The 20,717-nt window shown below is 67.2% G+C and carries 24 protein-coding genes and 1 tRNA gene; 14 read left to right on the top strand and 11 right to left on the bottom strand.

From position 1 onward, the window contains the following. The first annotated feature begins 4 nt into the window (after positions 1–4). From BUR28_RS11340 to BUR28_RS11330, 3 genes are all read left to right on the top strand, one after another. The gene (locus BUR28_RS11340) at positions 5–412 is read left to right on the top strand and encodes a universal stress protein (RefSeq protein WP_074220224.1); all 408 of its coding nucleotides are present in this window, start codon (positions 5–7) and stop codon (positions 410–412) included. 30 nt (positions 413–442) lie between these two features. Beyond that, positions 443–763, top strand: a complete 321-nt coding sequence (locus tag BUR28_RS11335; protein ID WP_074220223.1) for an antibiotic biosynthesis monooxygenase family protein — start codon at positions 443–445, stop codon at positions 761–763. Positions 764–847: 84 nt separating this feature from the next. Further along, positions 848–1,240 (top strand): hypothetical protein, encoded by a 393-nt coding sequence (locus BUR28_RS11330; RefSeq protein WP_254813733.1) that lies wholly within the window; start codon positions 848–850, stop codon positions 1,238–1,240. On the opposite strand, the gene BUR28_RS11325 is transcribed toward BUR28_RS11330, so the two are convergent. Then, positions 1,218–1,691, bottom strand: a complete 474-nt coding sequence (locus tag BUR28_RS11325; RefSeq protein WP_074220222.1) for a YdcF family protein — start codon at positions 1,689–1,691, stop codon at positions 1,218–1,220. The genes BUR28_RS11330 and BUR28_RS11325 overlap by 23 nt on opposite strands. Positions 1,692–1,764: 73 nt before the next feature. Between BUR28_RS11325 and BUR28_RS11320 the strand changes: the two genes are divergently transcribed. Continuing rightward, the gene (locus tag BUR28_RS11320; RefSeq protein WP_217693522.1) at positions 1,765–2,238 is read left to right on the top strand and encodes a DUF427 domain-containing protein; all 474 of its coding nucleotides are present in this window, start codon (positions 1,765–1,767) and stop codon (positions 2,236–2,238) included. Between the two features lie 54 nt (positions 2,239–2,292). Then, the gene (locus BUR28_RS11315) at positions 2,293–2,535 is read left to right on the top strand and encodes a TFIIB-type zinc ribbon-containing protein (RefSeq protein ID WP_074220220.1); all 243 of its coding nucleotides are present in this window, start codon (positions 2,293–2,295) and stop codon (positions 2,533–2,535) included. A 1-nt stretch (position 2,536) separates the two neighbouring features. Here the strand turns inward: BUR28_RS11315 and BUR28_RS20430 are convergent, their stop codons facing one another. The 6 genes from BUR28_RS20430 to uvrB form a co-directional block, all read right to left on the bottom strand. Continuing rightward, entirely contained in the window at positions 2,537–2,647 is a 111-nt protein-coding gene (locus BUR28_RS20430; RefSeq protein WP_217693521.1) for a DUF2905 family protein, read from the bottom strand. Beyond that, positions 2,644–2,748 carry a DUF2905 family protein gene (locus BUR28_RS20425; protein ID WP_217693520.1) on the bottom strand — a complete coding sequence of 35 codons (105 nt, stop codon included), beginning with the start codon at positions 2,746–2,748 and terminating at the stop codon, positions 2,644–2,646. The genes BUR28_RS20430 and BUR28_RS20425 overlap by 4 nt, the downstream gene beginning before the upstream one ends. A 96-nt stretch (positions 2,749–2,844) precedes the next feature. Then, entirely contained in the window at positions 2,845–3,258 is a 414-nt protein-coding gene (locus BUR28_RS19500) for a hypothetical protein (RefSeq protein WP_139307559.1), read from the bottom strand. Between the two features lie 158 nt (positions 3,259–3,416). Continuing rightward, positions 3,417–4,598, bottom strand: a complete 1,182-nt coding sequence (locus BUR28_RS11305; protein WP_074218829.1) for an IS5 family transposase — start codon at positions 4,596–4,598, stop codon at positions 3,417–3,419. Positions 4,599–4,666: 68 nt separating this feature from the next. Further along, positions 4,667–5,155 (bottom strand): FRG domain-containing protein, encoded by a 489-nt coding sequence (locus BUR28_RS20805; protein ID WP_074220219.1) that lies wholly within the window; start codon positions 5,153–5,155, stop codon positions 4,667–4,669. 319 nt (positions 5,156–5,474) lie between these two features. Further along, positions 5,475–7,655 (bottom strand): excinuclease ABC subunit UvrB, encoded by a 2,181-nt coding sequence (gene uvrB / locus BUR28_RS11295; RefSeq protein ID WP_074220218.1) that lies wholly within the window; start codon positions 7,653–7,655, stop codon positions 5,475–5,477. Between the two features lie 147 nt (positions 7,656–7,802). On the opposite strand from uvrB, the gene BUR28_RS11290 reads away from it, so the two are divergent. Together BUR28_RS11290 and BUR28_RS11285 are read left to right on the top strand one after the other, a co-directional pair. Then, the gene (locus tag BUR28_RS11290) at positions 7,803–8,114 is read left to right on the top strand and encodes an ETC complex I subunit (protein ID WP_074220217.1); all 312 of its coding nucleotides are present in this window, start codon (positions 7,803–7,805) and stop codon (positions 8,112–8,114) included. Between the two features lie 43 nt (positions 8,115–8,157). Then, a tRNA-Arg gene (locus tag BUR28_RS11285) sits at positions 8,158–8,234 on the top strand. Positions 8,235–8,332: 98 nt separating this feature from the next. On the opposite strand, the gene BUR28_RS11280 is transcribed toward BUR28_RS11285, so the two are convergent. Genes BUR28_RS11280 through BUR28_RS11270 form a run of 3 tightly spaced genes read right to left on the bottom strand, consistent with a single transcriptional unit; the run spans position 8,333 to position 12,089 of the window. Continuing rightward, on the bottom strand, positions 8,333–8,920 hold the full coding sequence (locus tag BUR28_RS11280) for a VPLPA-CTERM sorting domain-containing protein (protein ID WP_074220216.1): 588 nt from the start codon (positions 8,918–8,920) through the stop codon (positions 8,333–8,335). Positions 8,921–8,948: 28 nt separating this feature from the next. Beyond that, the gene (locus tag BUR28_RS11275; RefSeq protein ID WP_074220215.1) at positions 8,949–11,255 is read right to left on the bottom strand and encodes a VWA domain-containing protein; all 2,307 of its coding nucleotides are present in this window, start codon (positions 11,253–11,255) and stop codon (positions 8,949–8,951) included. 30 nt (positions 11,256–11,285) lie between these two features. Beyond that, positions 11,286–12,089: a hypothetical protein gene (locus tag BUR28_RS11270; protein ID WP_074220214.1), complete on the bottom strand. Its 804-nt coding sequence runs from the start codon at positions 12,087–12,089 to the stop codon at positions 11,286–11,288. A 444-nt stretch (positions 12,090–12,533) separates the two neighbouring features. Between BUR28_RS11270 and proV the strand changes: the two genes are divergently transcribed. The 7 genes from proV to BUR28_RS11235 all read left to right on the top strand — a co-directional run bounded on the left by proV (position 12,534) and on the right by BUR28_RS11235 (position 20,453). Further along, positions 12,534–13,736: a glycine betaine/L-proline ABC transporter ATP-binding protein ProV gene (gene proV, locus BUR28_RS11265; protein ID WP_074220213.1), complete on the top strand. Its 1,203-nt coding sequence runs from the start codon at positions 12,534–12,536 to the stop codon at positions 13,734–13,736. Then, the gene (gene proW, locus BUR28_RS11260; protein WP_139307558.1) at positions 13,729–14,880 is read left to right on the top strand and encodes a glycine betaine/L-proline ABC transporter permease ProW; all 1,152 of its coding nucleotides are present in this window, start codon (positions 13,729–13,731) and stop codon (positions 14,878–14,880) included. Before proV ends, proW begins: the two co-directional genes overlap by 8 nt. An 80-nt stretch (positions 14,881–14,960) precedes the next feature. Further along, positions 14,961–15,974 (top strand): glycine betaine/L-proline ABC transporter substrate-binding protein ProX, encoded by a 1,014-nt coding sequence (proX, locus tag BUR28_RS11255; protein WP_074220211.1) that lies wholly within the window; start codon positions 14,961–14,963, stop codon positions 15,972–15,974. A 518-nt stretch (positions 15,975–16,492) separates the two neighbouring features. Continuing rightward, positions 16,493–17,503: an NAD-dependent 4,6-dehydratase LegB gene (locus BUR28_RS11250; RefSeq protein ID WP_074220210.1), complete on the top strand. Its 1,011-nt coding sequence runs from the start codon at positions 16,493–16,495 to the stop codon at positions 17,501–17,503. Between the two features lie 7 nt (positions 17,504–17,510). Next, a complete protein-coding gene (locus BUR28_RS11245; RefSeq protein WP_074220209.1) occupies positions 17,511–18,695 on the top strand; it encodes a LegC family aminotransferase in 1,185 nt (394 codons plus the stop codon). Between the two features lie 100 nt (positions 18,696–18,795). Then, on the top strand, positions 18,796–19,854 hold the full coding sequence (locus BUR28_RS11240) for a nucleotidyltransferase family protein (protein WP_074220208.1): 1,059 nt from the start codon (positions 18,796–18,798) through the stop codon (positions 19,852–19,854). A gap of 242 nt (positions 19,855–20,096) precedes the next feature. Further along, positions 20,097–20,453 carry a NifB/NifX family molybdenum-iron cluster-binding protein gene (locus BUR28_RS11235; RefSeq protein ID WP_074220207.1) on the top strand — a complete coding sequence of 119 codons (357 nt, stop codon included), beginning with the start codon at positions 20,097–20,099 and terminating at the stop codon, positions 20,451–20,453. 28 nt (positions 20,454–20,481) lie between these two features. On the opposite strand, the gene BUR28_RS11230 is transcribed toward BUR28_RS11235, so the two are convergent. Next, a complete protein-coding gene (locus BUR28_RS11230) occupies positions 20,482–20,679 on the bottom strand; it encodes a hypothetical protein (RefSeq protein ID WP_074220206.1) in 198 nt (65 codons plus the stop codon). Positions 20,680–20,717 lie beyond the last annotated feature (38 nt).

The raw sequence follows: 20,717 nt of genomic DNA, 5'->3' as shown, positions 1-20,717 counted from the left end.
ACCCGTGTACAAGAACATCCTCGTTCCCGTCGCCGTGGATCACGGCCCCCATCTCGACGAGGTGCTGGAGGTGGCCCGCCGCCTGCGGGCCGAGGGCGGGCGGATCACCGCGCTGACGGTCGCCGAAGCGATTCCGCCCTATGTCGCGCAATACCTGCCCGAGGGGCAGGAGGCGCAGACCCGCGAGTCGATCCGCCACGACCTGACCGGAGAGCTGGAAGCGGCCTCCGATGTCGACGTGCGGGTTGTGACCGGCCATGCCGGCATGACCATCGTCGACTATGCCGAGCGGCACGGCGTCGACTGCATCGTGATGCATTCCCACCGTCCGGGGCTGCAGGACTATTTCCTCGGCTCCACCGCCGCCCGCGTCGTGCGCCACGCGCCCTGCTCGGTCGTCGTGCTGCGCTAGCGTTTCCAACCAGTCCCAAGGGAGTTTCCCATGCCGACGATTTCCCGCGATGCCGATCTGCAGACCGTCATCACCACCTTCGAGGTGACGCCCGGCACCTGCCAGGACCTGCTCGACGAACTGGAAGACGCCTATACCAACTTCATCTCGCGGCAGCCCGGCTTCATCGGCGCGGGGCTGCATGTGAACGATGCCCAGACCCGCATCGCCAACTACTCGCAGTGGAAGCGGCGCGAGGATTTCCAGGCGATGCTGCGCTCCGACGAGATGCGCGCCCGCAACCGCCGCATCTCGGAACTCTGCAAGAGCTTCGAGCCGGTGATGTACGACGTCTTCGGCGCCTTCAACTAGCGGGTCCCGTCTTGACGGGGATCAAGGCGCGCGGCGGCCCGTGCCCTAGGATTCCGCCGTTCGTGCCGTTCGGGAGACCCGCCGATGACGTTTCCGATGCGCCTGGCCGTTCTCGGCCTCGCCCTGTGCCTGGCCGGCCCCGCGGCCCGTGCCCAGACCCTTCTCGAGGACTACGTGGCCGTCATCGGCCGCCAGGACCTGTTCAACTCGCGCGGCGTGCGGCTGACCGAGCCGTGGCAGATCCTGCGCCAGGACCGCGCGAACGTCCACCGCTACGGGCTGCGCGACCCGGGCGACCAGGGCGACGCGTTCTTCGGCGATTTCCAGAACCGCGCGATCATGGAGCGGATGCTGATGCAGGGCTGGATCGCGCCGGCGGCCGCGCGCGACATCGTGGCCGGCGGCGCGACGGTCCTCGTCCAGGTCTGGGGGCAGGGCGGCCGGGGCGCCTACGTCACGGTCGACGTCTACCGCTGAGGCCGAGAAGCGCCGCCAGATAGGCCGCCGCTTCGCGCAGGAGCGTCCACAGGTGCCGCAGCGGGCGGCCCACCCCGTGCCGCGGCGCGGCCGGCGCGACCGCAAGCCCCGCGCGCCGCGCCAGCAGGCGCGCCCGCGGCAGGTGGTAGTAATCGGTCACCAGCGTCACCCCCGTCACGCCATGCGCGGCCAGCAGCGGCGCGGAAAAGGCGATGTTCTGCGCGGTGTTGCGCGCCTCCCGCTCCAGCACGATCCGCGCCTCGGGCACCCCCGCCGCCCGGCAGATCGCCGCGATCGCCTCGGCCTCGCCCGCCGCCCCGCTCGCCACCACCAGCGCCGCCGGGGCGCGCTGCCACAGCGCCGCGCCGTGCCGCGCGCGCCGGATCAGCGCGGGGCCGGGCCGGCCATCGGCGCGCAGCGCCGCGCCAAGGATCAGGATCGCCCTCGTCACCGCGCCACGGTGGACCGTGGGCCGGCCCCCGTCAATCGCTTGGCCCCGCCCGCCTCCGCGCTACGTCATGGAAATGGCTTTGCCGCTCGAAAACGTGCAGGACTATCCCCGCCCGCCCGTTCTGGAACCCGCCGGGGCGCGGCTGCGCGTGGTCTTCGGCGGGTCGACGATCGTCGACTCCGCGCGCGGGCTGCGCGTGCTCGAAACCCACCACGCGCCCACCTATTACATCCCGGCCGGGGACGTGGCCGAGGGCGCCCTGGTGCCCTGCGCCGGCCGCAGCTTCTGCGAATGGAAGGGACGCGCCTCCTATTTCGACGTCTCCGCCGGGGGGCGCGTGGCGCACAAGGCCGCCTGGACCTACCCCGCGCCCCATCCCCGCTTCGCCGCGCTGGCCGATCACGTCGCCTTCTATGCCGGGCAGATGGAGGCCTGCTTCGTGGGCGGGGAAGAGGTCATTCCCCAGCCCGGCGATGTCTACGGCGGCTGGGTGACGGCCAACCTTGAAGGAATCGTGAAGGGCGGGCCGGGCACCTGGGGCTGGTAGCCGGCCGCGCGCACCCCATCTCACCGGAAACGCAGGCGAACAGGGAGAGCGCGCATGAAATGCCCCATCGACGGCACCGAACTCGTGATGACCGAGCGCAGCGGGGTCGAGATCGACTATTGCCCCGAATGCCGCGGCATCTGGCTCGACCGCGGCGAGCTGGACAAGATCGTCGAGCGCAGCGCGGCGGCGGCGCAGCCCGCCATCGGGTCGGACCGGATGGGCGGGTCCAGGGACTATCCCGGCGGCCGCCGCAAGCGCCGCGGCAGCTTCCTCGAAGAGATCTTCGACTTCTAGGCTACCGCCCGAGCACCACCCGCCCCAGCGCGACCACCCCCGTCAGCACCGCCGAGACGAGGATCGCGCTGGTGACGGGGACATAGAGCCGGACCGACTCCCGCTCGATCACGATATCCCCGGCAACCGCCCCAGCCCCAGCCGCGACAGCGGCCCCCAGAGGAGGCCGAGGAGGATGAGGGCGATCCCGAGGAGGATGATGAGGCGGGGCATAGTGCGAGCCTTGTGGGAACCGGTCAAGTGATCAGCGCGAGTTTGAGATCTCTGGCACGAAGCCTTTAAATTGCGTAGCTTTTCCGATTCACAGTTTCAGTCAGTTGGATCATTTAACATCTGGTCAACCACGCCGTTGTAACTGGGAAATACTCGTGAGGTAGTATAGCCTGATTCGCAGAGAAGCCTCCTCAGGGCGGGCGCTTCTGACGATGGCATCTGAAACTCCTTGATTAGATTATGTGTAACCTTGCGTTTCTGTCTCTCGTAGGTGCCGACGATCTTTTCTTTCAGGCAAATTCGTTCAACAATCTCAATTTCTTCCGGCCCCTTTCCCACGCTCTGAGCGAGGTCAGCAAAGCTAAGTCGGGGTGAAATCCAGTGTGAAAATAAACCCTTTTGAGCGGCGAGATTTTGGTTTCCTCCGTAATACGGCGTCACAAATTCTACTGGCATTCCTTCTTGGGTATGACGTTCACCCAAGAGCATCCCCATGTTCAGTGCCCACACCGAGGTTTGGCCTTGGTGAGGGTCTGTTTGTGCCGCGAAATAGGCCGCAATTAGCAGGCCGCTGAAATTCTCTTGCGGCCGGACGGATTTCCCTGACCCTCACCCGTGAGGCCGGCGTCGTCTGTTCTGTGTGCTTGGTCTCGGCCCTGCCTTTGGCGTCAGGCGGCCAGCAGCTTCGGCAGTCTGGCGAGGTTGCAGGCGGCCATGGTGAAGGTGAAGCGGGCGGCGACGCGGTCGAGGCCGCGGTATACGGTCTGGGCCATGCCGCCGACGGTCTTGGCCCAGCCGAAGGGCTCTTCGATCTTCTTGCGGCGCGTCTGGGACAGGGCGTAGCCGGGGTGGCGGGTGGTTCTGCCGTCGATGGCGGAGTGTCGGGCCTTCTGGGCGACATGCGGCGTGACGTGGGCCTGTCGCAGATCGGCGACGAAATCTGCGCTGTCGTAGCCCTTGTCGGCGCCCAGCGTGAGGCGGCGGGTCGAGCCGGGGGAATGGCGGTGGATCATGTCGAGCGCGGCGCGGCGTTCGGCATGGCCATCGGCGCGGGTCAGGTCGGCCTGGACGACGAAGCCATTGCGGTTTTCCATCAGCGCATGCCCCATGTAACAGAGCAGCGCGCCCGTCCCCTGCGACTTGCGGAACAGCCGCGCGTCGGGGTCGGTGATCGAGGCATGGGTGGCGTTGGAGCGCTTCTCGCCGCGGAAGTCGACTTCGGCGTTGCGGTGGCGGCGGCTGGGGCTGGGCATCGGGACGGTCTCGGCTTCGGGCTGGGCAGGGGCGGTGTCGGGGCTGGTATCCTGATCGGTGTCCCCCGGCGGGTCACCCGGCCCGTCCGCGCCGGGCGGGCTGCCCTCGGTCTTCGGCTGGAAGCTCTTCATGGAAGCCCAGGCCTTGATCAGCGTGCCGTCCACCGAGAAGTGCTCGTCTGACAGCAGCGGTGCGACCTCCCGGTGAGCCAGGATCGCGCCCATCACCTTGCGCGCCATGTCGGTGGTCAGCAGCCGGTCACGGTTCTTCGTGAAGACGGTGGGGACCCAGACCGCGTCGTCGATCCCCAGGCCCACGAACCAGCGGAACATGAGGTTGTAATCCATCTGCTCCATCAACTGCCGCTCCGAGCGTACCGAGAACAGGATCTGTAGAAGGCTCGCCCGGATCAGCCGCTCCGGCGGGATCGAGGGCCGGCCCTCCGGGGCGTAGAGCGTCTCGAACTCGGCATCGAGGCTGGCCAAAGCCTCGTTCACGACCCGCCGGATCTGCCGCAACGGATGCCGCGCCGGGATCCGCGCCTCGATGTCAACATAGCTGAACAGCGACCCGCTCGTCTCGTCCGCGCCCCGCATCCCAACCCCTCCGGCAACCGCCCAAGGGGTGAATCACGTCCCTCAACCGACGTCCAGAGCGAGGTTTTTCAGCAGCCTGTTAGAGGGTCGTAAGACCAGTCCAACAACCGCGTTGGAAGCCCGTAGTGCTGGGCAAGTCCAGCAATTTCCAAGTATTCCTCCGGCAGCCATCGCTGGGGGCCTCTTAGTGTAGCTGCCTCCAGGTCGAAAAAACTGTTAATAGTCCTCCGAAGCGTAGGGGCATTCGGAATGTACAGGCCGAGACGATCTGATAGCCGATAGAACCGGCGTAAAGCATAGTTTTCGATCTCGATTTGCCAGTGGGTCCATTCTATCTGATTGCCAATTGGCGCACCAAGGCCGCTGGCGACTTGGAGCTTTGCCCGTTGGTCCAATCTAAGGGCCTTTGGGATCAGTTTGTATTCTGAGTTCCCATGTCCGCGAAATATGTAGTCCCTTAGTTTTCCATTGTTAAGTAGTGGCGAGATTGCGCGCAGTAGCTCTTTTGGGCTGTCGAGTTCGGTCTTCTCAAAGATCTTGGGGTGGTCCTTACACATGCCGATATCATCTCTTGCATCAATCTCTTAGGGTCGTGTGATTGTCTCCTTCACTCACCTTTTTCCAGGTCCGGTTCGGCGTGGGCCGCCCCTTTGCGCCGACGGACGTCTCCGCGATTTCCTCGACTGCCATCACGCGTCAGGTGGATGCCACCTCACCTTCCCCCGTTGCACTCCGCACGCCATGTTAACCGCCCCCCGGGTCCGACAAAAGTCCGATGGAAGTCCGATGAAAACCCGATGGGTTTCCGATCGCCGAACCCTTGCAAAACAAGGGCGTTAACCGTGAGTCGGGCGTTTCGACGGACTCAGGCCCGTCCTACCGCCGCCCCCGCTTCCCGCCGCGCTGCCCGGCGCGCCCCGCCGTCGACCGCCCCTTGGAGCCGACCGACGCCTCCACGGCCTCCTCGACCGCCGACTGCCGGGCCAGCGGGTCGTCGGAGATCGCCAGGTCCACCGCCTCCAGCCGCTTGATCTCGTCGCGCAGACGGGCGGCCTCCTCGAATTCCAGGTTCTCGGCGGCCTTGCGCATCGACGTCCGCAGCCCGTCCAGATGCGCCTCCAGGTTGGCGCCGTGCATCTTGTCGATCTTGGCCGTCACCCGGTTCATGTCGACGTCGCCCTGGTAGAGCCCGGCCAGGATGTCCTCGACGTTCTTCTTGACCGTCGCCGGCGTGATCCCGTGCAACTCGTTGTAGGCAATCTGTTTTTCCCGCCGCCGCTCGGTCTCGCGGAGCGCACGCTCCATGCTGCCGGTGATCCGGTCGGCATACATGATGACGCGCCCGTCGGCGTTCCGCGCCGCCCGCCCGATGGTCTGGATCAGCGAGGTTTCCGAGCGCAGGAACCCCTCCTTGTCGGCGTCCAGAATGGCCACAAGCCCGCATTCGGGAATGTCCAGCCCCTCGCGCAGCAGGTTGATGCCGATCAGCACGTCGAACGCGCCCAGCCGCAAATCGCGCAGGATCTCGATGCGTTCGATGGTGTCGATGTCGGAATGCATGTAGCGGACCTTGATGCCCTGTTCGTGCAGGTACTCGGTCAGGTCCTCGGCCATGCGCTTGGTCAGCGTGGTGCAGAGCGTGCGGTAGCCCCTGGCCGCGACCTGCCGCACCTCGTCCAGGAGATCGTCCACCTGCATCTCGACGGGGCGGATCTCCACCGGCGGGTCCAACAGCCCCGTGGGCCGGATCACCTGTTCGGTGAAGACGCCCCCCGTCTGGTCGAGCTCCCACGGCCCCGGTGTGGCCGAGACGAAGACGGACTGGGGCCGCATCGCGTCCCATTCCTCGAACTTCAGCGGCCGGTTGTCGGTACAGGACGGCAGGCGGAACCCGTGTTCGGCCAGCGTGAACTTGCGCCGGTAGTCGCCCCGGTACATGCCGCCGATCTGCGGCACCGAGACGTGGGATTCGTCAGCGAAAACAATGGCGTTGTCGGGGATGAACTCGAACAGGGTGGGCGGCGGCTCGCCCGGCGCGCGCCCCGTCAGATAGCGGGAGTAGTTCTCGATCCCGTTGCAGACGCCGGTGGCCTCCAGCATCTCCAGGTCGAAATTCGTGCGCTGCTCCAGACGCTGCGCCTCCAGCAGCTTGCCCTCGGCCACCAGCTGGTCCAGCCGCTGCCGCAGCTCCTTGCGGATCGCCTGGATCGCCTGTTGCAGCGTCGGCTTGGGCGTCACGTAATGCGAGTTGGCATAGACCCGGATGCGCTCGAAATCGCCGGTCTTCTGGCCCGTCAGCGGGTCGAACTCGGTGATGCTTTCCAGTTCCTCGCCGAAGAAGGACATCCGCCAGGCGCGGTCCTCCAGGTGCGCGGGCCACAGTTCCAGCACGTCGCCCCGCACGCGGAAGCTGCCGCGCTGGAACGCCTGGTCGTTGCGCCGGTATTGCTGGGCGACGAGGTCCGCGATCACCTTGCGCTGGTCGTAGTCGTGGCCGACCTGCAGATCCTGGGTCATCGCGCCGTAGGTTTCCACCGAGCCGATGCCGTAGATGCAGGACACCGAGGCCACGATGATCACGTCGTCGCGCTCCAGCAGCGCGCGGGTGGCCGAGTGGCGCATCCGGTCGATCTGCTCGTTGATCTGGGATTCCTTCTCGATATAGGTGTCCGAGCGCGGCACATAGGCCTCGGGCTGGTAGTAGTCGTAGTAGCTCACGAAATACTCGACCGAGTTTTCCGGGAAGAAGCGCTTGAACTCCCCGTAAAGCTGCGCGGCCAGCGTCTTGTTGGGGGCGAGGATGATCGCCGGGCGCTGGGTCTCTTCGATCACCTTGGCCATGGTGAAGGTTTTGCCGGTGCCGGTCGCCCCCAGCAGCACCTGTTCGCGCTCGCCCGCCGTCACGCCCTGGGACAGCTCGGCGATGGCCGTGGGCTGGTCGCCCGCGGCATTGAATTCGGTATGCATGACGAACCGTTTGCCGCCCTCCAGTTTTTCGCGCTCACGGACCGGCGCGGCGGGGGCGTTCAGGGCGGAGGGTTCGGTGGAGTAGGGCATGGGGCACATCCTCGGGCAGGTGTCCCAGAGTTGTCCCCGGGCGCGCGGCGTTCAAGGGGGTGCGCCCGTATCCTGCGGTATGCGGCCCCTTGCGGCGCCCCGTCCGAGCCCCCATAACAGGTGAAACGATCCTTGGGGAGGATGTCCATGCGCGCCCGCATCTACCAGCCCGCCAGGACCGCGATGCAGTCCGGCCAGGCCAAGACCCATCACTGGGTGCTGGAATTTGCGCCCGAGACCCCGCGCGAGATCGACCCGCTGATGGGCTGGACGAGTTCCGACGACACCCAGGCGCAGGTGCGCCTGACCTTCGACAGCCGGGCCGCGGCCGAGGACTACGCGCGCCGGTACGGGATCGATGCGGTCGTGATCCGCCCCAAGAAGCGCAAGCCGAACGTGCGCCCGCAGGGTTACGCCGAGAATTTCGCCTCCAACCGCCGCGGGGCCTGGACCCACTGAGCGCTTGCACATGGGGGGCCGGGCGGGCAAAACCGTCGCACGCGGCCCCGTAGCTCAACGGGATAGAGCAGGCGACTTCTAATCGCCAGGTTGAGGGTTCGAGTCCTTCCGGGGTCGCCATGCCGCCCTACCCAGAACGTCACGCGGGCCAGCGCCGCGTGGCCACCGTGGCGAGGGGGCCGCGCCGGAGGCCGGCTTCCCGGCCAGTCCCGTGCCCGTCACCCTCCGGGACGACGTCGGAGCAGAGCCATGCCCCCCAGACCGCCGAGCAGCAGGGCGAGACCGGCAGGCAGCGGGACCACGTTCGAAATGGTGATCGAGGCAGAGTAGAAGTCGCCATCCGCAAACGAGTCGAACGGATTGGCGCCCAGCGGATCGTCGAAGGCGATCAGCGCCAGAACCGACGACCCGAACGCCCCCGCGCCGGAGCCGCTCAGGTTGCCGAACCGGAACTCGATCACGTCCTCGGTGAAGCCGACGGCCAGAAGGTCGCCGGCGAGGAACAGCCCGTCCTCGTCGAAGACATCGAAGCCCCCCGTCGCCTCCGCGGTCGGATCGGCCAGCGAGAACCCCACCCCGAAGCCGATCTCGGTCAGCCCGGTGGGCGACACGCCGTCGGTGGAGTCCACCGCCGCGCCGAACGTCGAGAGGTCGCCGTCCGGCGCGAACTCGATGTAGTCGATGAAAGCCGCGCTGGATGAAAGGCTCGGAGCGCCGGTTGGCAGGCCCAGCGATGCCGCCTGCGCCTGCAGTGCGCCGAAAGCCAGACCCGCGGTGACGAGAGCCGCCGAAATATGTCGTTTCATATGATCTTCTCCCAACTCGCCCGTTCAGTCACGTCAGATCGAATATGTCGTCGGTCACGAAGGTGATGTTGTCGGCGGTCACGCCGTCGCCGCGCACGTAGACCGCGTCCCGGTCTCCGTCGAGGAACACGACGACCTGGCTCGACGTTTCGCGGACCGCTGCGACGGACGCGCCGGCTTCCAGAACGATGGCGTCGATCCCGACCTCGTAGTCGAGGATGACATCGCGTTCGCGCACGCCATTGTTCGTCTCTGCGCCGAAAATGAACTGATCGGCCTCCGCCCCGCCGCTCATCCTGTCGTATTGTCCTGCAAGGCTGCGGAGGGCATCGGCCGCGTCGGTGCCGACCAGCGCGTCGCTGTCTTCCGTGCCGAGCACCTCGTTCAGGCCGCCGCCGTCGTCGTCCTCGATCACGAAAGAGGTGGCGACCGACGAGAACGAGGCGCTTCCGGTGCCGATGACCTCCGTGATGCGGAGACCGAAGGTTTCGTCGCTTTCCACCTCGGTGTCGCCCAGGACGTCGACCGTGAAGGTCTTGGACACCTCGCCGATGTCGAAGTCGATCGTGGCCGGGGCGCCGCTCACATCGGCGGGCGAGGCGTCGCCTGTTGTCTCGAACGTGACCGTCGCGGCGCTGTCCGAGCGGTCGCGGCTGATGGTGAAGCCGATGGGTGTGGACCCGCTGTCGCCTTCCTCGACCACGCCGCTGTCGACGGTGAGAATGTAGTTGGTCGTGGTGATGACCTCCAGCAGGCGCTCGACCACTTCCGTCGGGTTGGAGGCCCGCACGACCGCCCCCCCGGTTTCGTCGGCCAGCTCCTGGAAGTTCGGATCCGGCGAGATGAAGGTGTCGATGAAGATGGTCGTGACCTGGACGATCGCGGTTCCGCCGGGCGGTTCTATCGGGTCGCCCGACGGCACGAAGGGCGGCAGGGTTTCGCCTTCGCCTTCCGGGAAGGCGCCGATCGACTCGCCGAAGGTGAGTTCGAACGTGTCGACCGTCGCGATCTCTCCGAACGCGGCGCTGGCGCTGCCGGTGATCGTCGCGCCGATGGACAGCGCGTAGGTCAGCACCGCCGGCAGCAGGATCGCGTCCTTGGCGCTTGCATCGGTGAACAGCGCGACCTTCTTCACCCCGGCCCCGACACGCCAGTCGCCCATCGAGCCGTCGAGGGCGGTCAGCAGGCCGTCGAAGGCCGTTTCCGGAAAATCGCCGCCCCCGCTCACCGAGATCCCGTTGATCGCGCCGACGGCCGCGGCCTGGCGCGCCGCGAAATCATCCTGGTCCGTGAAGGGCAGGATGACCGAGGTCGGCTCGCCGATGGTGTTGTCGCGGAAGCCGACGATGCCGATGCGGGCGTCGATCGTCGCATCCGCGTACAGCGCGTTGACCACGCCCGTCGCCGCCGCCTTCACCGCTGCGATGTCGTCCCCCATGCTGCCGGTCTGGTCGATGACGAAGGCGAAATCCGTCTGCCAGGTGAGACCGCTCTTCACGAGGTTGAAGGTGCTGTCGGGATCGGCAAAGCGCACGCGTTCGAGGTTCTGGAACGTGTCGGTGCCTTCGTCCTTCGCGCCGCGCACGTGTTCGGACGTCCAGGTGCCATCGGGATTGAGACGGATGTCGTAGTCGACCGGCTTGCCCGACAGCACCACGGTATCGGTTCCACCCAGGCCCCCGTTGAGCGTGTCGTCGCCGCCGCCGCCGAACAGGAAGTCGTTCCCCAGGTTGCCCTCCAGCACGTTGGCCGAGGCCCCGCCGATCAGCAGGTCGTCCGAGAACAGCGTGCCCTTGAAGAGGTTGCCGGTCGCGCTCCACGAGGCGTCATTGGCGAACGAGCGGTCGATCTCGACGCCGCCGGTATAGGCGAAGGAGGGCTTGATGACGGTGTCGAAATTCGCGCTGATATAGGAATTCCGGTTGGCGTAGCCCATCTCGTCATGGATGTCGTTGGTGAAGATCACCGTGTCGCCGCGATAGTCCCCGTCCGGGGCATCGTAGTTGTCGAGCAAGCCCTCCAGCGCGTGGACGAACTCGTGAACGAGGGCGAGTTCGAACGGATACTTCACCGAGTTTCCGTTGTCGTCGATGTAGTAGAGGTTGCTGATGAAGGGGATGTCGATTTCGACCCGCCCGGTGCCAGGGTAGGCTTGGAACACGCCCGCCACGTGCGAGACGGAGATGGTGTTGCCCCCCGAAACCCAGTTCTCGTACATCGTCCGGGCGGTGGCGGAGTTGTTGTAGGTGCTCGTTATCGCGGCCTCGATGGTCGCCTTCTCCGCCGCGCTGAAACCCGTAATCGTCGTTGCGCTCAGAACGTCTGCCAATGACATGAGATCGATCCTTTCAATGCATTGGAGGTCTTAACGGTGTTCTTTCCATGATCCGCTCGTTACTTCAGAAATGTGCGAAAACTCGAAATGGCCGGCTGTGCCCGGCGCGCACAGGGTGGCAAGACGGGCAACGATCTCGACCTGTCGCGAGACGCTTTCGGCGGCGATCCGTTGCATTTCGGCACGGGCCGTTGCCGAGAATGGCAGCAAGGTCGATTGCGGTGCCCGCCGGAAAAGCACCGCAAGATCCGCCGGGAGTTCGCTGCGCAGCAGTTCCTCGGTCTTGCGCGCGGGCAGTGCCGCGCCGTAGCGTTGCGCGTGTCGCTCGAACTCGTCTTGAGAATAGGGCCGACGCGGCGCGGGCGGAACGGGCGCGTCGCCGGTCCGGATGTCGACAAGCAGCTGCCTTTCATTCCAGATCAGAACCGCAGAGAGGCGGGTCTGCTCGTCGTGCCGTCGGATCGCGATTTCCGCCCAGGGGCTGCTGACGGAACACTGCGCCGCTGACGGCGCGGCGCCCATGTCCGGCAGGGCAAGCGGGCGGCGGCCCGGTGCCACCACCGGGATGCGCACGAACCGGATTTCACCGCCCGCGCCGGTCCCAAGAGCGCTTCGCACCGCTCCAAGCGCGCCATCCGCATATGCACGAAATGCCTCGTTCGATATGTCTTCGAGGCGTTCGATCTTCGTTCTGGGCGATGTTGCCGGGTCATGCAATTCGATTTCCAGGCGGCCTGGAATTTCCTTGAAATCGGTTTGCGAGAGCGCCGGCTTCACGAGAACGATCCATCCCAAGGCGAAAAAGAAAAATGCACTGGAAATGAATTGGGTCAACAGAAGCTCCCCTCTTTGGGCGTCGACCCCGACTACACACCTATTGTTTACCATTTGCGGGCGATTCGATAAACATCTTGTTAACTGTTCCGAAAGCCGTGCGCTCACCATCCGCCGCTTGCCCGCCCGGCTCGGTGCCGGGGCGTTGCCGCATCGACCGCGGGCGGAGACATGAAAATCCGGCCGCAGTCCGACTGTGGTTCCGTCCATTTCCACCGCTGTGGCGCACGGTTGGGCCGCGGGTCGTCCGGGTGGTGGGGCAGGGGCCGGCACCTCCGGCGGCGGCCGCCGGCCGGCATCGGGCACGGACCGCCCGATGCCTGAGCAACCTGCCTTCCATGGTGCGAAAGCGACAAGCGGATGTCGAAAACCGGCCTCCAGAGGTTGACACCCCGGCGGGCTCGGGGGCAGGTAGGGTCCCGTTCACGAAGGAAGGAACCCGTTTTGGACTCAAGCCCCGCGCTTTCGGTCAACAGTCTGTTCAAGGTCTTCGGCCACCACCCACAACATGCGATCGAGCTGTATCGCAAGGGGCTCGACAAGGACGCCGTCTTCGACAAGACGGGCATGACGATCGGGGTCTGCGATGCCAGCTTCGAGGTGCAGGAGGGCGAGATCTTCGTCGTGATGGGGCTCTCGGGCTCCGGCAAGTCCACGCTGGTGCGCATGCTGAACCGACTGATCGATCCCTCGGCCGGCGAGATCGTGGTGAAGGGCGCCGACATCGCGAAGATGAGCGAGAAGGACCTCAACGAGTTCCGCCGCAAGCACATCTCGATGGTGTTCCAGTCCTTCGCGCTGATGCCGCACATGACGGTGCTGCAGAACACGGCGTTCGGGCTGGAGCTTTCCAGCATCCCCAAGGACCAGCGCGAGGAGCGCGCCCGCGCCGCGCTGGAACAGGTCGGGCTGGCCGCCAACGAGCAGAGCTATCCCAACGAGCTGTCGGGCGGCATGCAGCAGCGGGTGGGGCTGGCGCGCGCGCTGGCCAACGATCCCACGATCCTACTGATGGACGAGGCGTTCTCGGCGCTCGACCCGCTGATCCGGTCCGAGATGCAGGACGAACTGCTGGAACTGCAGGAAAAGGAAAAGCGGACCATCATCTTCATCTCCCACGACCTCGACGAGGCGATGCGCATCGGCGATCGCATCGCGATCATGGAGGGCGGGCGCGTGGTTCAGGTCGGCAAGCCGGACGAAATCCTGAGCAACCCGGCGAACGACTACGTCCGGTCCTTCTTCCGGGGCGTCGATGTCAGCAGCGTCATCACCGTCGGCGACATCGCGTCGAAACACCAGGTCACGATCATCGAACGGGGCGGGAACCTGCGCGCGGCGCGCGAACGGATCGCCGCGGCCGACCGGGATTACGCCTATGTCGTCGACGGCGCGCACAAGTTCCTCGGCGTGGTCTCTGCCACCAGCCTGGAGCGGGAAATGAAGGCGGTGGATGCGCGGCTCTCGCGCGCCTACCTGCCGGACCTCGAACCGCTCGCGGCGGACAGGAACATCGGCGACGTGATCGCCGAGGTGAACGCGGCACCCTGCGGCTTGCCCGTGGTCGACGACCAGGGGCGGTATCTCGGGGTGGTCTCGCGCGCCATTCTGCTCGGGGCCCTGTCGAGGGAGGCAACGGATGACTGAAGCCATGCAGGACCGCACCTTCCAACTCGCCCAGGCCGAGGACCCCTGGGGCGGCACGGCCGACTCCACCCCGCCGGCGGGGGACGAGTCCGCCTCGAACCCCTGGGGCGGCGGGTCCGGCACGGCGCCGGAGACCGCGACGCCGGACTGGCTTTCGGGCGCTGCGGAGGCGGAGGCCCAGTCCTTCGATATCCTCCATCCGTTCGACCACGCGGTCATCCCGCTGGAATCCTGGGTGGAAACCGCGCTCGATTTCGTGGTCGACAATTTCCGCCCGGTCTTCCAGGCGATCCGCTGGCCCGTCGACGGCGTGCTGTCCACCATCGAGGCGACGCTACTCAGCGTCCCCGCGCTGGTCATGGTCCTGCTGATCGGGCTACTGGCCTGGCAGACCGCCGGTCCGCGGCTCGGCATCGGGGCGGTGCTCTCGTTTATCTTCGTCGGCCTGATCGGCGCCTGGGACGAGGCGATGGTCACGCTGGCGCTGGTGTTCACATCGGTGTTCTTCTGCATCCTGATCGGGTTGCCCACCGGCATCTGGTTGGCCCGGAACGACCGGGCGGCCACGCTGGTGCGACCGATCCTCGACGCGATGCAGACGACGCCCGCCTTCGTCTACCTCGTGCCCATCGTGATGCTCTTCGGCATCGGCAACGTGCCCGGCGTGGTGGTGACGATCATCTTCGCGCTGCCGCCGCTTATCCGGCTGACCAACCTCGGCATCCGCCAGGTGCCCGCCGACCTGATCGAGGCGGCCAAGAGCTTCGGCGCCTCGGATGCACAACTGCTGCGCAAGGTGCAGCTTCCCGTGGCGATGCCCACCATCATGGCGGGCGTGAACCAGACCCTGATGCTGGCCCTTTCGATGGTGGTGATCGCCTCGATGATCGCGGTGGGCGGCCTTGGCCAGATGGTGCTGCGCGGCATCGGCCGGCTCGACATGGGGCTGGCGACCGTCGGCGGGCTGGGCATCGTGCTGCTGGCGATCATCATCGACCGCATGACCCAGGCGATGGGCGTGTCGAAACGCGACCGCGGCAATATCGCCTGGTACGAAACCGGTCCGGTCGGCCAGGTGCGCCGGCTGGTGTTCGGCAAGTCGGCGCGCCGCGCGTCGGCCGCAGGGACGGAACCGGCCGAATAGGCCGATCCGGCGCCGGCCGGTTCCGCAATGATCCACGTGCGCGGCCCGACCGGCCGCGACAAGACCCAAGAGGAGTTCACATGTTTCCGACTGTCACCCGCACAAGCCTCGCCGCCCTGGCGGTTGCCGGGTTCGGCCTCGCCGCGGGGTCCGCGCTTGCCCAGGAAATGCCGGGCGAGGGCGTGAACGTCATCCCGCTGAAGTCGTCGATCGCCGAAGAGACCTTCCAGACGGTTCTGGTGATGAAGGCGCTCGAGGACCTCGGCTACGAGGTGGAAGACATCAAGGAACTGGAATACGCCGCCGCCCATGTGGCCATCGCCAATGGCGACGGCACCTTCCTGGCCGACCACTGGGACCCGCTGCATACGGACTTCTTCGGGGAGGCCGGCGGCTCGGAGAAGATCTACCGCGAGGGCGTCTATTCCCCCGGCGCGCTGCAGGGCTACCTGATCGACAAGGCCACCGCCGACGAATACGGCATCACCAATATCGGCCAGCTGCAGGACCCGGAAATCGCCAAGCTGTTCGACAACGATGGCGACGGCAAGGCCGATCTCACGGGCTGCACCCCCGGCTGGGGCTGCGAGCAGGTCATCGAGCACCAGCTCGACGCGTTCGAGCTGCGCGACAACGTCACCCACAACCAGGGCTCCTACTCGGCGATCATCGCCGACACAATCACCCGCTACGAGAAGGGCGAGTCGATCTTCTACTACACCTGGACGCCCTACTGGGTGTCGGGCGTGCTGGTCCCCGGCGAGGACGTGGTGTGGCTTCAGGTGCCGTTCTCCTCGCTGCCCGGCGAGCGCGCGGATATCGACACCGCGCTGCCCAACGGCATGAACTACGGCTTCCAGGCCAACGACCAGCGCATCATCGCCAACCGCGACTTCGCCGAGGAAAACCCCGCGGCGGCCAAGCTGTTCGAGATCATGGAGCTTTCGGCCAACGACATCTCGGCGCAGAACCTGCTGATGCGCGAGGGCCAGGACTCCGAAGAGGCGATCGAACGCCACGCCGACGCGTGGATCGCAGCCAACCAGGACACCTGGAACGCCTGGCTGGACGAGGCCCGCGCCGCGGCCGAGTGAACCGCGCACATGACGCGCATGACGAACGCCGGCCGCGCGCCGGCGTTCTGCGTTTCGCGGGGGCCTGGCGGCGGCGCATGACGGGCGCAGGCGGCGGGGCGCCCGCGCTGCGTCAGCGGCCACGCAGGCGGCGCACGCCACAGCCTTGCGGCCAGTGCATGTCTGGGTTGGCGATTTGGCCGTTGCCCCGCGGGCCCGAAAGGTCCATTTCGCCTTCAAGGCTTTCGTCTCCTCCCTGATGGAAGCCATTTTCGAAAGCGGCGACGGTCCTTCTCCTCCCTGACCGTCGCCGCTTATTTGTTCGGGGCGCGCCGGGGCCGGGGCCGCGGTCGCGGGATCGCGTCTGTCACCAGTCCGCGCCGCGGCGCGGATGCAGCGCCCGACGGCCCCCTGCGGGGTTGCTGCGGTCCGCCCTTCGGACAGGGACGCCGCCGGGATGTCGGCGGATCGGGACACACACCCTGCTTGACAAGCGTCGCCCGAGATTGAAGGACCAAGGCGGGTCAGATGGGGCGTCCATGGATATCTCGAACAGCAAGGTCCTCGTCACCGGCGCCGATGGCTTCATCGGCTCGCATCTCGTCGAGGCACTGGTGCGCCACGGCTCGGACGTGCGCGCCTTCGTCTGCTACAATTCGTTCAACAGCTGGGGATGGCTCGATCACGCCGACGCGGATGTGCTCGGCAGGTTCGACGTGGTCGCGGGCGATGTGCGCGACCCCCATGCCGTCGATGCCGCGATGCAGGGCTGCGACGCGGTGCTGCACCTCGCGGCGCTGATCGCGATCCCGTTCAGCTACCAGGCGCCGGACGCCTATGTGCAGACCAACGTGACCGGCACGCTCAACGTGCTGCAGGCCGCGCGGCGCAACGACGTGGCGCGGGTCGTCTGCACCTCGACCTCGGAAACCTACGGCACCGCGCAGTTCGTGCCGATCACCGAAGACCACCCCCTGAACGCGCAATCGCCCTATGCCGCGACCAAGGTGGGCGCGGACCAGATGGCGCTGTCCTTTCACCAGTCCTTCGACCTGCCGGTGGCGGTGCTGCGTCCGTTCAACACCTATGGCCCCCGGCAGTCGGCGCGCGCGGTCATCCCCACGATCGTCACCCAGATCGCCGGGGGCAGCCGGCAAATCCGCCTGGGCGCGCTGGCGCCGACGCGGGATTTCAGCTTCGTTCACGACGTGGCGCAAGGCTTCATCCAGGCGGCCGAATGCGACGCGGCGGTGGGGCAGGTGACCAATATCGGCGCGGGCTTCGAGATCTCCATCGGCGACACCGCCGCCGCGATTGCCGAGGCGATGGGGGCCGAGGTCGAGATCGTGCAGGACGACGCGCGCCTGCGCCCCGCCGCCTCGGAGGTCGAGCGTCTTTTCGCGGGCACCGACAAGGCCAGGCGGCTGTTCGGCTGGAACCCGGCCCATGGCGGGCGCGCGGGCTTCCTTCGGGGGCTCGCCAAGACCGCCGAGTGGTTCCAGGACCCCGCCAATCTCGCGGTCTACAAGGCCGACCGCTACAATATCTGAGTCCGGCATGGTCGACCCCGACGCCCTCGCCAACGACATCCGCGAAACGCTGCACGCCGTTCTGGGCCGGTCCGAAGGCCCCGTGCCGTTGCATGCGCCGGAGTTCCGCGGCGAGGAAGAAGCGCTGGTGGTCGACTGCATCCGCACCGGCTGGGTGTCCTCGGTTGGGCGCTATGTCGACGTCTTCGAGCAGGCGGTCGCCCGCGCCTGCGGCACCCGGCACGCCGTGGCCGTCGTCAACGGCACCGCCGCGCTGGAGGTCGCGCTGCGGATCGTCGGCGTGGGTCCCGGCGACGAGGTGCTGATGCCCAGCCTCACCTTCATCGCAACCGCGAACGCCGCCCACCACCTCGGCGCGGTGCCGCATTTCGTCGATGCCGCGCCTTGCACCCTCGGGATCGACCCCGCGGCGCTGAAGTGCCATCTCGAGCGGATCGCCGAGACCCGCGAGGGGCGGACGGTCAACCGGGAAACGGGCCGCCCGCTGGCCGCGCTCGTGCCGATGCACGTCTTCGGCCATCCGGTCGAGATGGACGCGTTGAACGCCCTTGCGGCCGAATACGGCATCCCGGTGGTCGAGGACGCCGCCGAGTCGCTGGGCAGCCGCTACGGCGACAGGCCCTGCGGCGGGCTCGCGCGCGTGGGCGCGCTCAGCTTCAACGGCAACAAGATCGTCACCACCGGCGGCGGGGGGGCCATCGTCACCGACGACGCCGATCTCGCCCGGCATGCCAGGCATCTGACCACCACGGCCAAGGTGGCGCACGCTTGGGCGTTCCTTCACGACGAGATCGGCTATAACTACCGGATGCCCAACCTGAACGCGGCCCTCGGCGTGGCGCAACTGGCCCAGCTCGACGACCGCCTGGCGCGGAAACGCCGCCTGGCCCGCGCCTACATGGACGCCTTCGCGGGCCACGACCATGTCGCGGTTTTCGCCGAACCCGCGGGATGCCGGTCCAACTACTGGCTGAACGCGCTGGTCCTGGCGCCCGGTGTGGCCGACGCCCGCGATACGGTTCTGGAGACGCTGAACGCCGCCGGCATCATGGCGCGTCCGGTCTGGGAGCCGCTGCACAGCCTGCCGATCTATGCCGACGCCCCGCGCGCGGAGCTTCCGGTGACCGCCGATCTCGCCGCGCGGATCGTGAACCTGCCCTCCTCGGCGCATCTCGGGGGCGCATCGGCATGAGGGTGGCCGAGATTGCCCTGCCGATCACATGCGGCGGCCGTCCCCGGATCGGGGCGATCACGGCCGCCGGGGTCGACCCGACCGAGAAGGAGCGCGCCCGATGACCGATCTCGAAGCCCGCTGGCGCCGCGCGCTGTTGCCGAAGACCGCGACGCTGACCGAGACCATCGAGAATCTCAACGCGGTCGGCATCCGGCTTGTGCTGTGCGTGCATGCGGACGGGCGGCTTTACGGGTCGGTCACCGACGGGGACCTGCGCCGCGGGCTGTTGCGCGGGCTGTCGATGGAGGACGCGGTCAGCGAGATCGCGAACCCCAACCCGCTGGTGGTGCCCGAGGGCACCGACCGCGAGATCGTGCGCGCGCTGATGGTCGCAAACAAGGTGCAGCAGGTCCCCGTGGTCGACCCCGCGGGCCGCCCCGTCGGCCTGCACCTCTGGGACACGCTCGACACCCCGCCCGAGCGCGACAATGTCATGGTCATCATGGCCGGCGGCAAGGGCACCCGCCTGCGCCCCTATACCGAAAGCTGCCCCAAGCCGATGCTGCCCGTGGCCGGCAAGCCGCTTCTGCAGCATATCGTGGAGCGCGCGCGGAGCCAGGGGATCAGCCGCTTCGTGATCTCGCTCAACTATCTCGGCCAGATGATCCGCGACCATTTCGGCGACGGCGCGGCCCTTGGCGTCCGCATCGACTACGTCACCGAGGACGCGCCCCTCGGCACCGCCGGGGCGCTCGCGCTGCTCGATCCGCGGCCCGAGCTGCCGTTCCTCGTCACCAATGGCGACGTTCTGACCGATATCGACTATGGCGAGGTGCTGGAATTCCGCGCCCGGCACGAGGCCGCGGCGGTGATGGCGGTTCGGGTCTACGAATGGGCCAATCCGTTCGGCGTGGTCGAGATGGACGGGGTGGACATCGCGGGCTTCGTCGAGAAACCGGTGATCCGTAGCCATATCAATGCCGGCATCTATGCCTTCCTGCCCGATGCTCTCGACCACCTGGAGCGGAACAGCCCCTGCGACATGCCCACGCTGTTCGACCGGCTGCGCGAGGCGGGCCGGCGCACCGTCGCCTTCCCGATGCACGAGCCCTGGCTCGATGTCGGGCGCCCCGACGACCTGACGCTCGCCCGTGCGAGCCTGGAAGACGAGGCGTGATCGGGCGGGCGCGCTCGCCGGCCCCGATGCGCGGGCCGATGGCGGGCGCGTGCACGTGGACGGGGCCCTTGCCCCCGACCGCGCGATCGTCGGGCGACGCCTCGGGCGGGGTTCGGCAAGGGACCCGGTGACGAAGTCACAGACTTTCCGGCCGGATCGTGTCCCATGAAGCCGTCTCCCGCCGACTGCGGCCCCGATGACCGGGCGACGCGGCGGGCAATCACAACAGAGGCCGAGGATTCATGCGCATTGCCGTTGCCAGCCAGAATTTTCGCACCGTGACGTCCCATGCCGGCCGGACGCGCCGGTTCTTCGTCTTCGAGGCGCACCCGGACGCGCCCGCCCGCGAGGTGGACCGGATCGATCTGCCCAGGGGGATGGCGCTGCACGACTTCCATGGCGAGGGACATCACCCGCTCTACGAGGCCGAGGCCATCATCGCCGGAAGTGTCGGGGAGGGGTTCCATCGGCGCATGGCCGCCCGCGGCATCGCCGCGGTGGCCACTGCCGAGACCGACCCGGCCGAAGCGGCGCGGGCCTATGTGGAAGGCCGGCTCGCCCCCGCGCCGCCGCACGATCACGACCACGCCGACGGCTGAACGGGCCCGGCAACCGGCGCGCCCCGCGTCACCCCACGAGACGGTCCTCGGGCGACGCGCGGTGCCGGAATATCGGCGTGACCTGCGGGTCGGAGTGGTCCGGGGGCGACGGGACATGGCCGACATTGGGCGTCGCCCAGTCCATCGCCTCCTGCAATTCGTCGATCTCGGCGCTGTGGAACATCCGGCCGGCAGCCAGCAGATCGAAGGGGGAGCCGAAATACATGAGTCATGGCCTTCCATGTGGAGGGAAACGGTGCGACG

Origin of the sequence: Rhodovulum sp. ES.010, from assembly GCF_900142935.1 — a bacterium.
Classification (GTDB): Bacteria; Pseudomonadota; Alphaproteobacteria; order Rhodobacterales; family Rhodobacteraceae; genus Rhodovulum.
The sequence above is the reverse complement of the archived record's forward strand: the minus strand, read 5'-3'. Positions and strand labels throughout refer to the sequence as shown.

What these genes read in the sequence shown, in the direction of transcription:
- BUR28_RS11335 (WP_074220223.1), top strand. Translation starts at nt 443, where the DNA reads ATGCCGACGATTTCCCGCGATGCCGATCTGCAGACCGTCATCACCACC.
- BUR28_RS11330 (WP_254813733.1), top strand. Translation starts at nt 848, where the DNA reads ATGACGTTTCCGATGCGCCTGGCCGTTCTCGGCCTCGCCCTGTGCCTG.
- BUR28_RS11320 (WP_217693522.1), top strand. Translation starts at nt 1,765, where the DNA reads ATGGCTTTGCCGCTCGAAAACGTGCAGGACTATCCCCGCCCGCCCGTT.
- BUR28_RS11315 (WP_074220220.1), top strand. Translation starts at nt 2,293, where the DNA reads ATGAAATGCCCCATCGACGGCACCGAACTCGTGATGACCGAGCGCAGC.
- BUR28_RS20425 (WP_217693520.1), bottom strand. Translation starts at nt 2,748, where the DNA reads ATGCCCCGCCTCATCATCCTCCTCGGGATCGCCCTCATCCTCCTCGGC.
- BUR28_RS11305 (WP_074218829.1), bottom strand. Translation starts at nt 4,598, where the DNA reads ATGCGGGGCGCGGACGAGACGAGCGGGTCGCTGTTCAGCTATGTTGAC.
- BUR28_RS20805 (WP_074220219.1), bottom strand. Translation starts at nt 5,155, where the DNA reads ATGTGTAAGGACCACCCCAAGATCTTTGAGAAGACCGAACTCGACAGC.
- uvrB (WP_074220218.1), bottom strand. Translation starts at nt 7,655, where the DNA reads ATGCCCTACTCCACCGAACCCTCCGCCCTGAACGCCCCCGCCGCGCCG.
- BUR28_RS11290 (WP_074220217.1), top strand. Translation starts at nt 7,803, where the DNA reads ATGCGCGCCCGCATCTACCAGCCCGCCAGGACCGCGATGCAGTCCGGC.
- BUR28_RS11280 (WP_074220216.1), bottom strand. Translation starts at nt 8,920, where the DNA reads ATGAAACGACATATTTCGGCGGCTCTCGTCACCGCGGGTCTGGCTTTC.
- BUR28_RS11275 (WP_074220215.1), bottom strand. Translation starts at nt 11,255, where the DNA reads ATGTCATTGGCAGACGTTCTGAGCGCAACGACGATTACGGGTTTCAGC.
- proW (WP_139307558.1), top strand. Translation starts at nt 13,729, where the DNA reads ATGACTGAAGCCATGCAGGACCGCACCTTCCAACTCGCCCAGGCCGAG.
- proX (WP_074220211.1), top strand. Translation starts at nt 14,961, where the DNA reads ATGTTTCCGACTGTCACCCGCACAAGCCTCGCCGCCCTGGCGGTTGCC.
- BUR28_RS11250 (WP_074220210.1), top strand. Translation starts at nt 16,493, where the DNA reads ATGGATATCTCGAACAGCAAGGTCCTCGTCACCGGCGCCGATGGCTTC.
- BUR28_RS11245 (WP_074220209.1), top strand. Translation starts at nt 17,511, where the DNA reads ATGGTCGACCCCGACGCCCTCGCCAACGACATCCGCGAAACGCTGCAC.
- BUR28_RS11240 (WP_074220208.1), top strand. Translation starts at nt 18,796, where the DNA reads ATGACCGATCTCGAAGCCCGCTGGCGCCGCGCGCTGTTGCCGAAGACC.
- BUR28_RS11235 (WP_074220207.1), top strand. Translation starts at nt 20,097, where the DNA reads ATGCGCATTGCCGTTGCCAGCCAGAATTTTCGCACCGTGACGTCCCAT.
- BUR28_RS11230 (WP_074220206.1), bottom strand. Translation starts at nt 20,679, where the DNA reads ATGTATTTCGGCTCCCCCTTCGATCTGCTGGCTGCCGGCCGGATGTTC.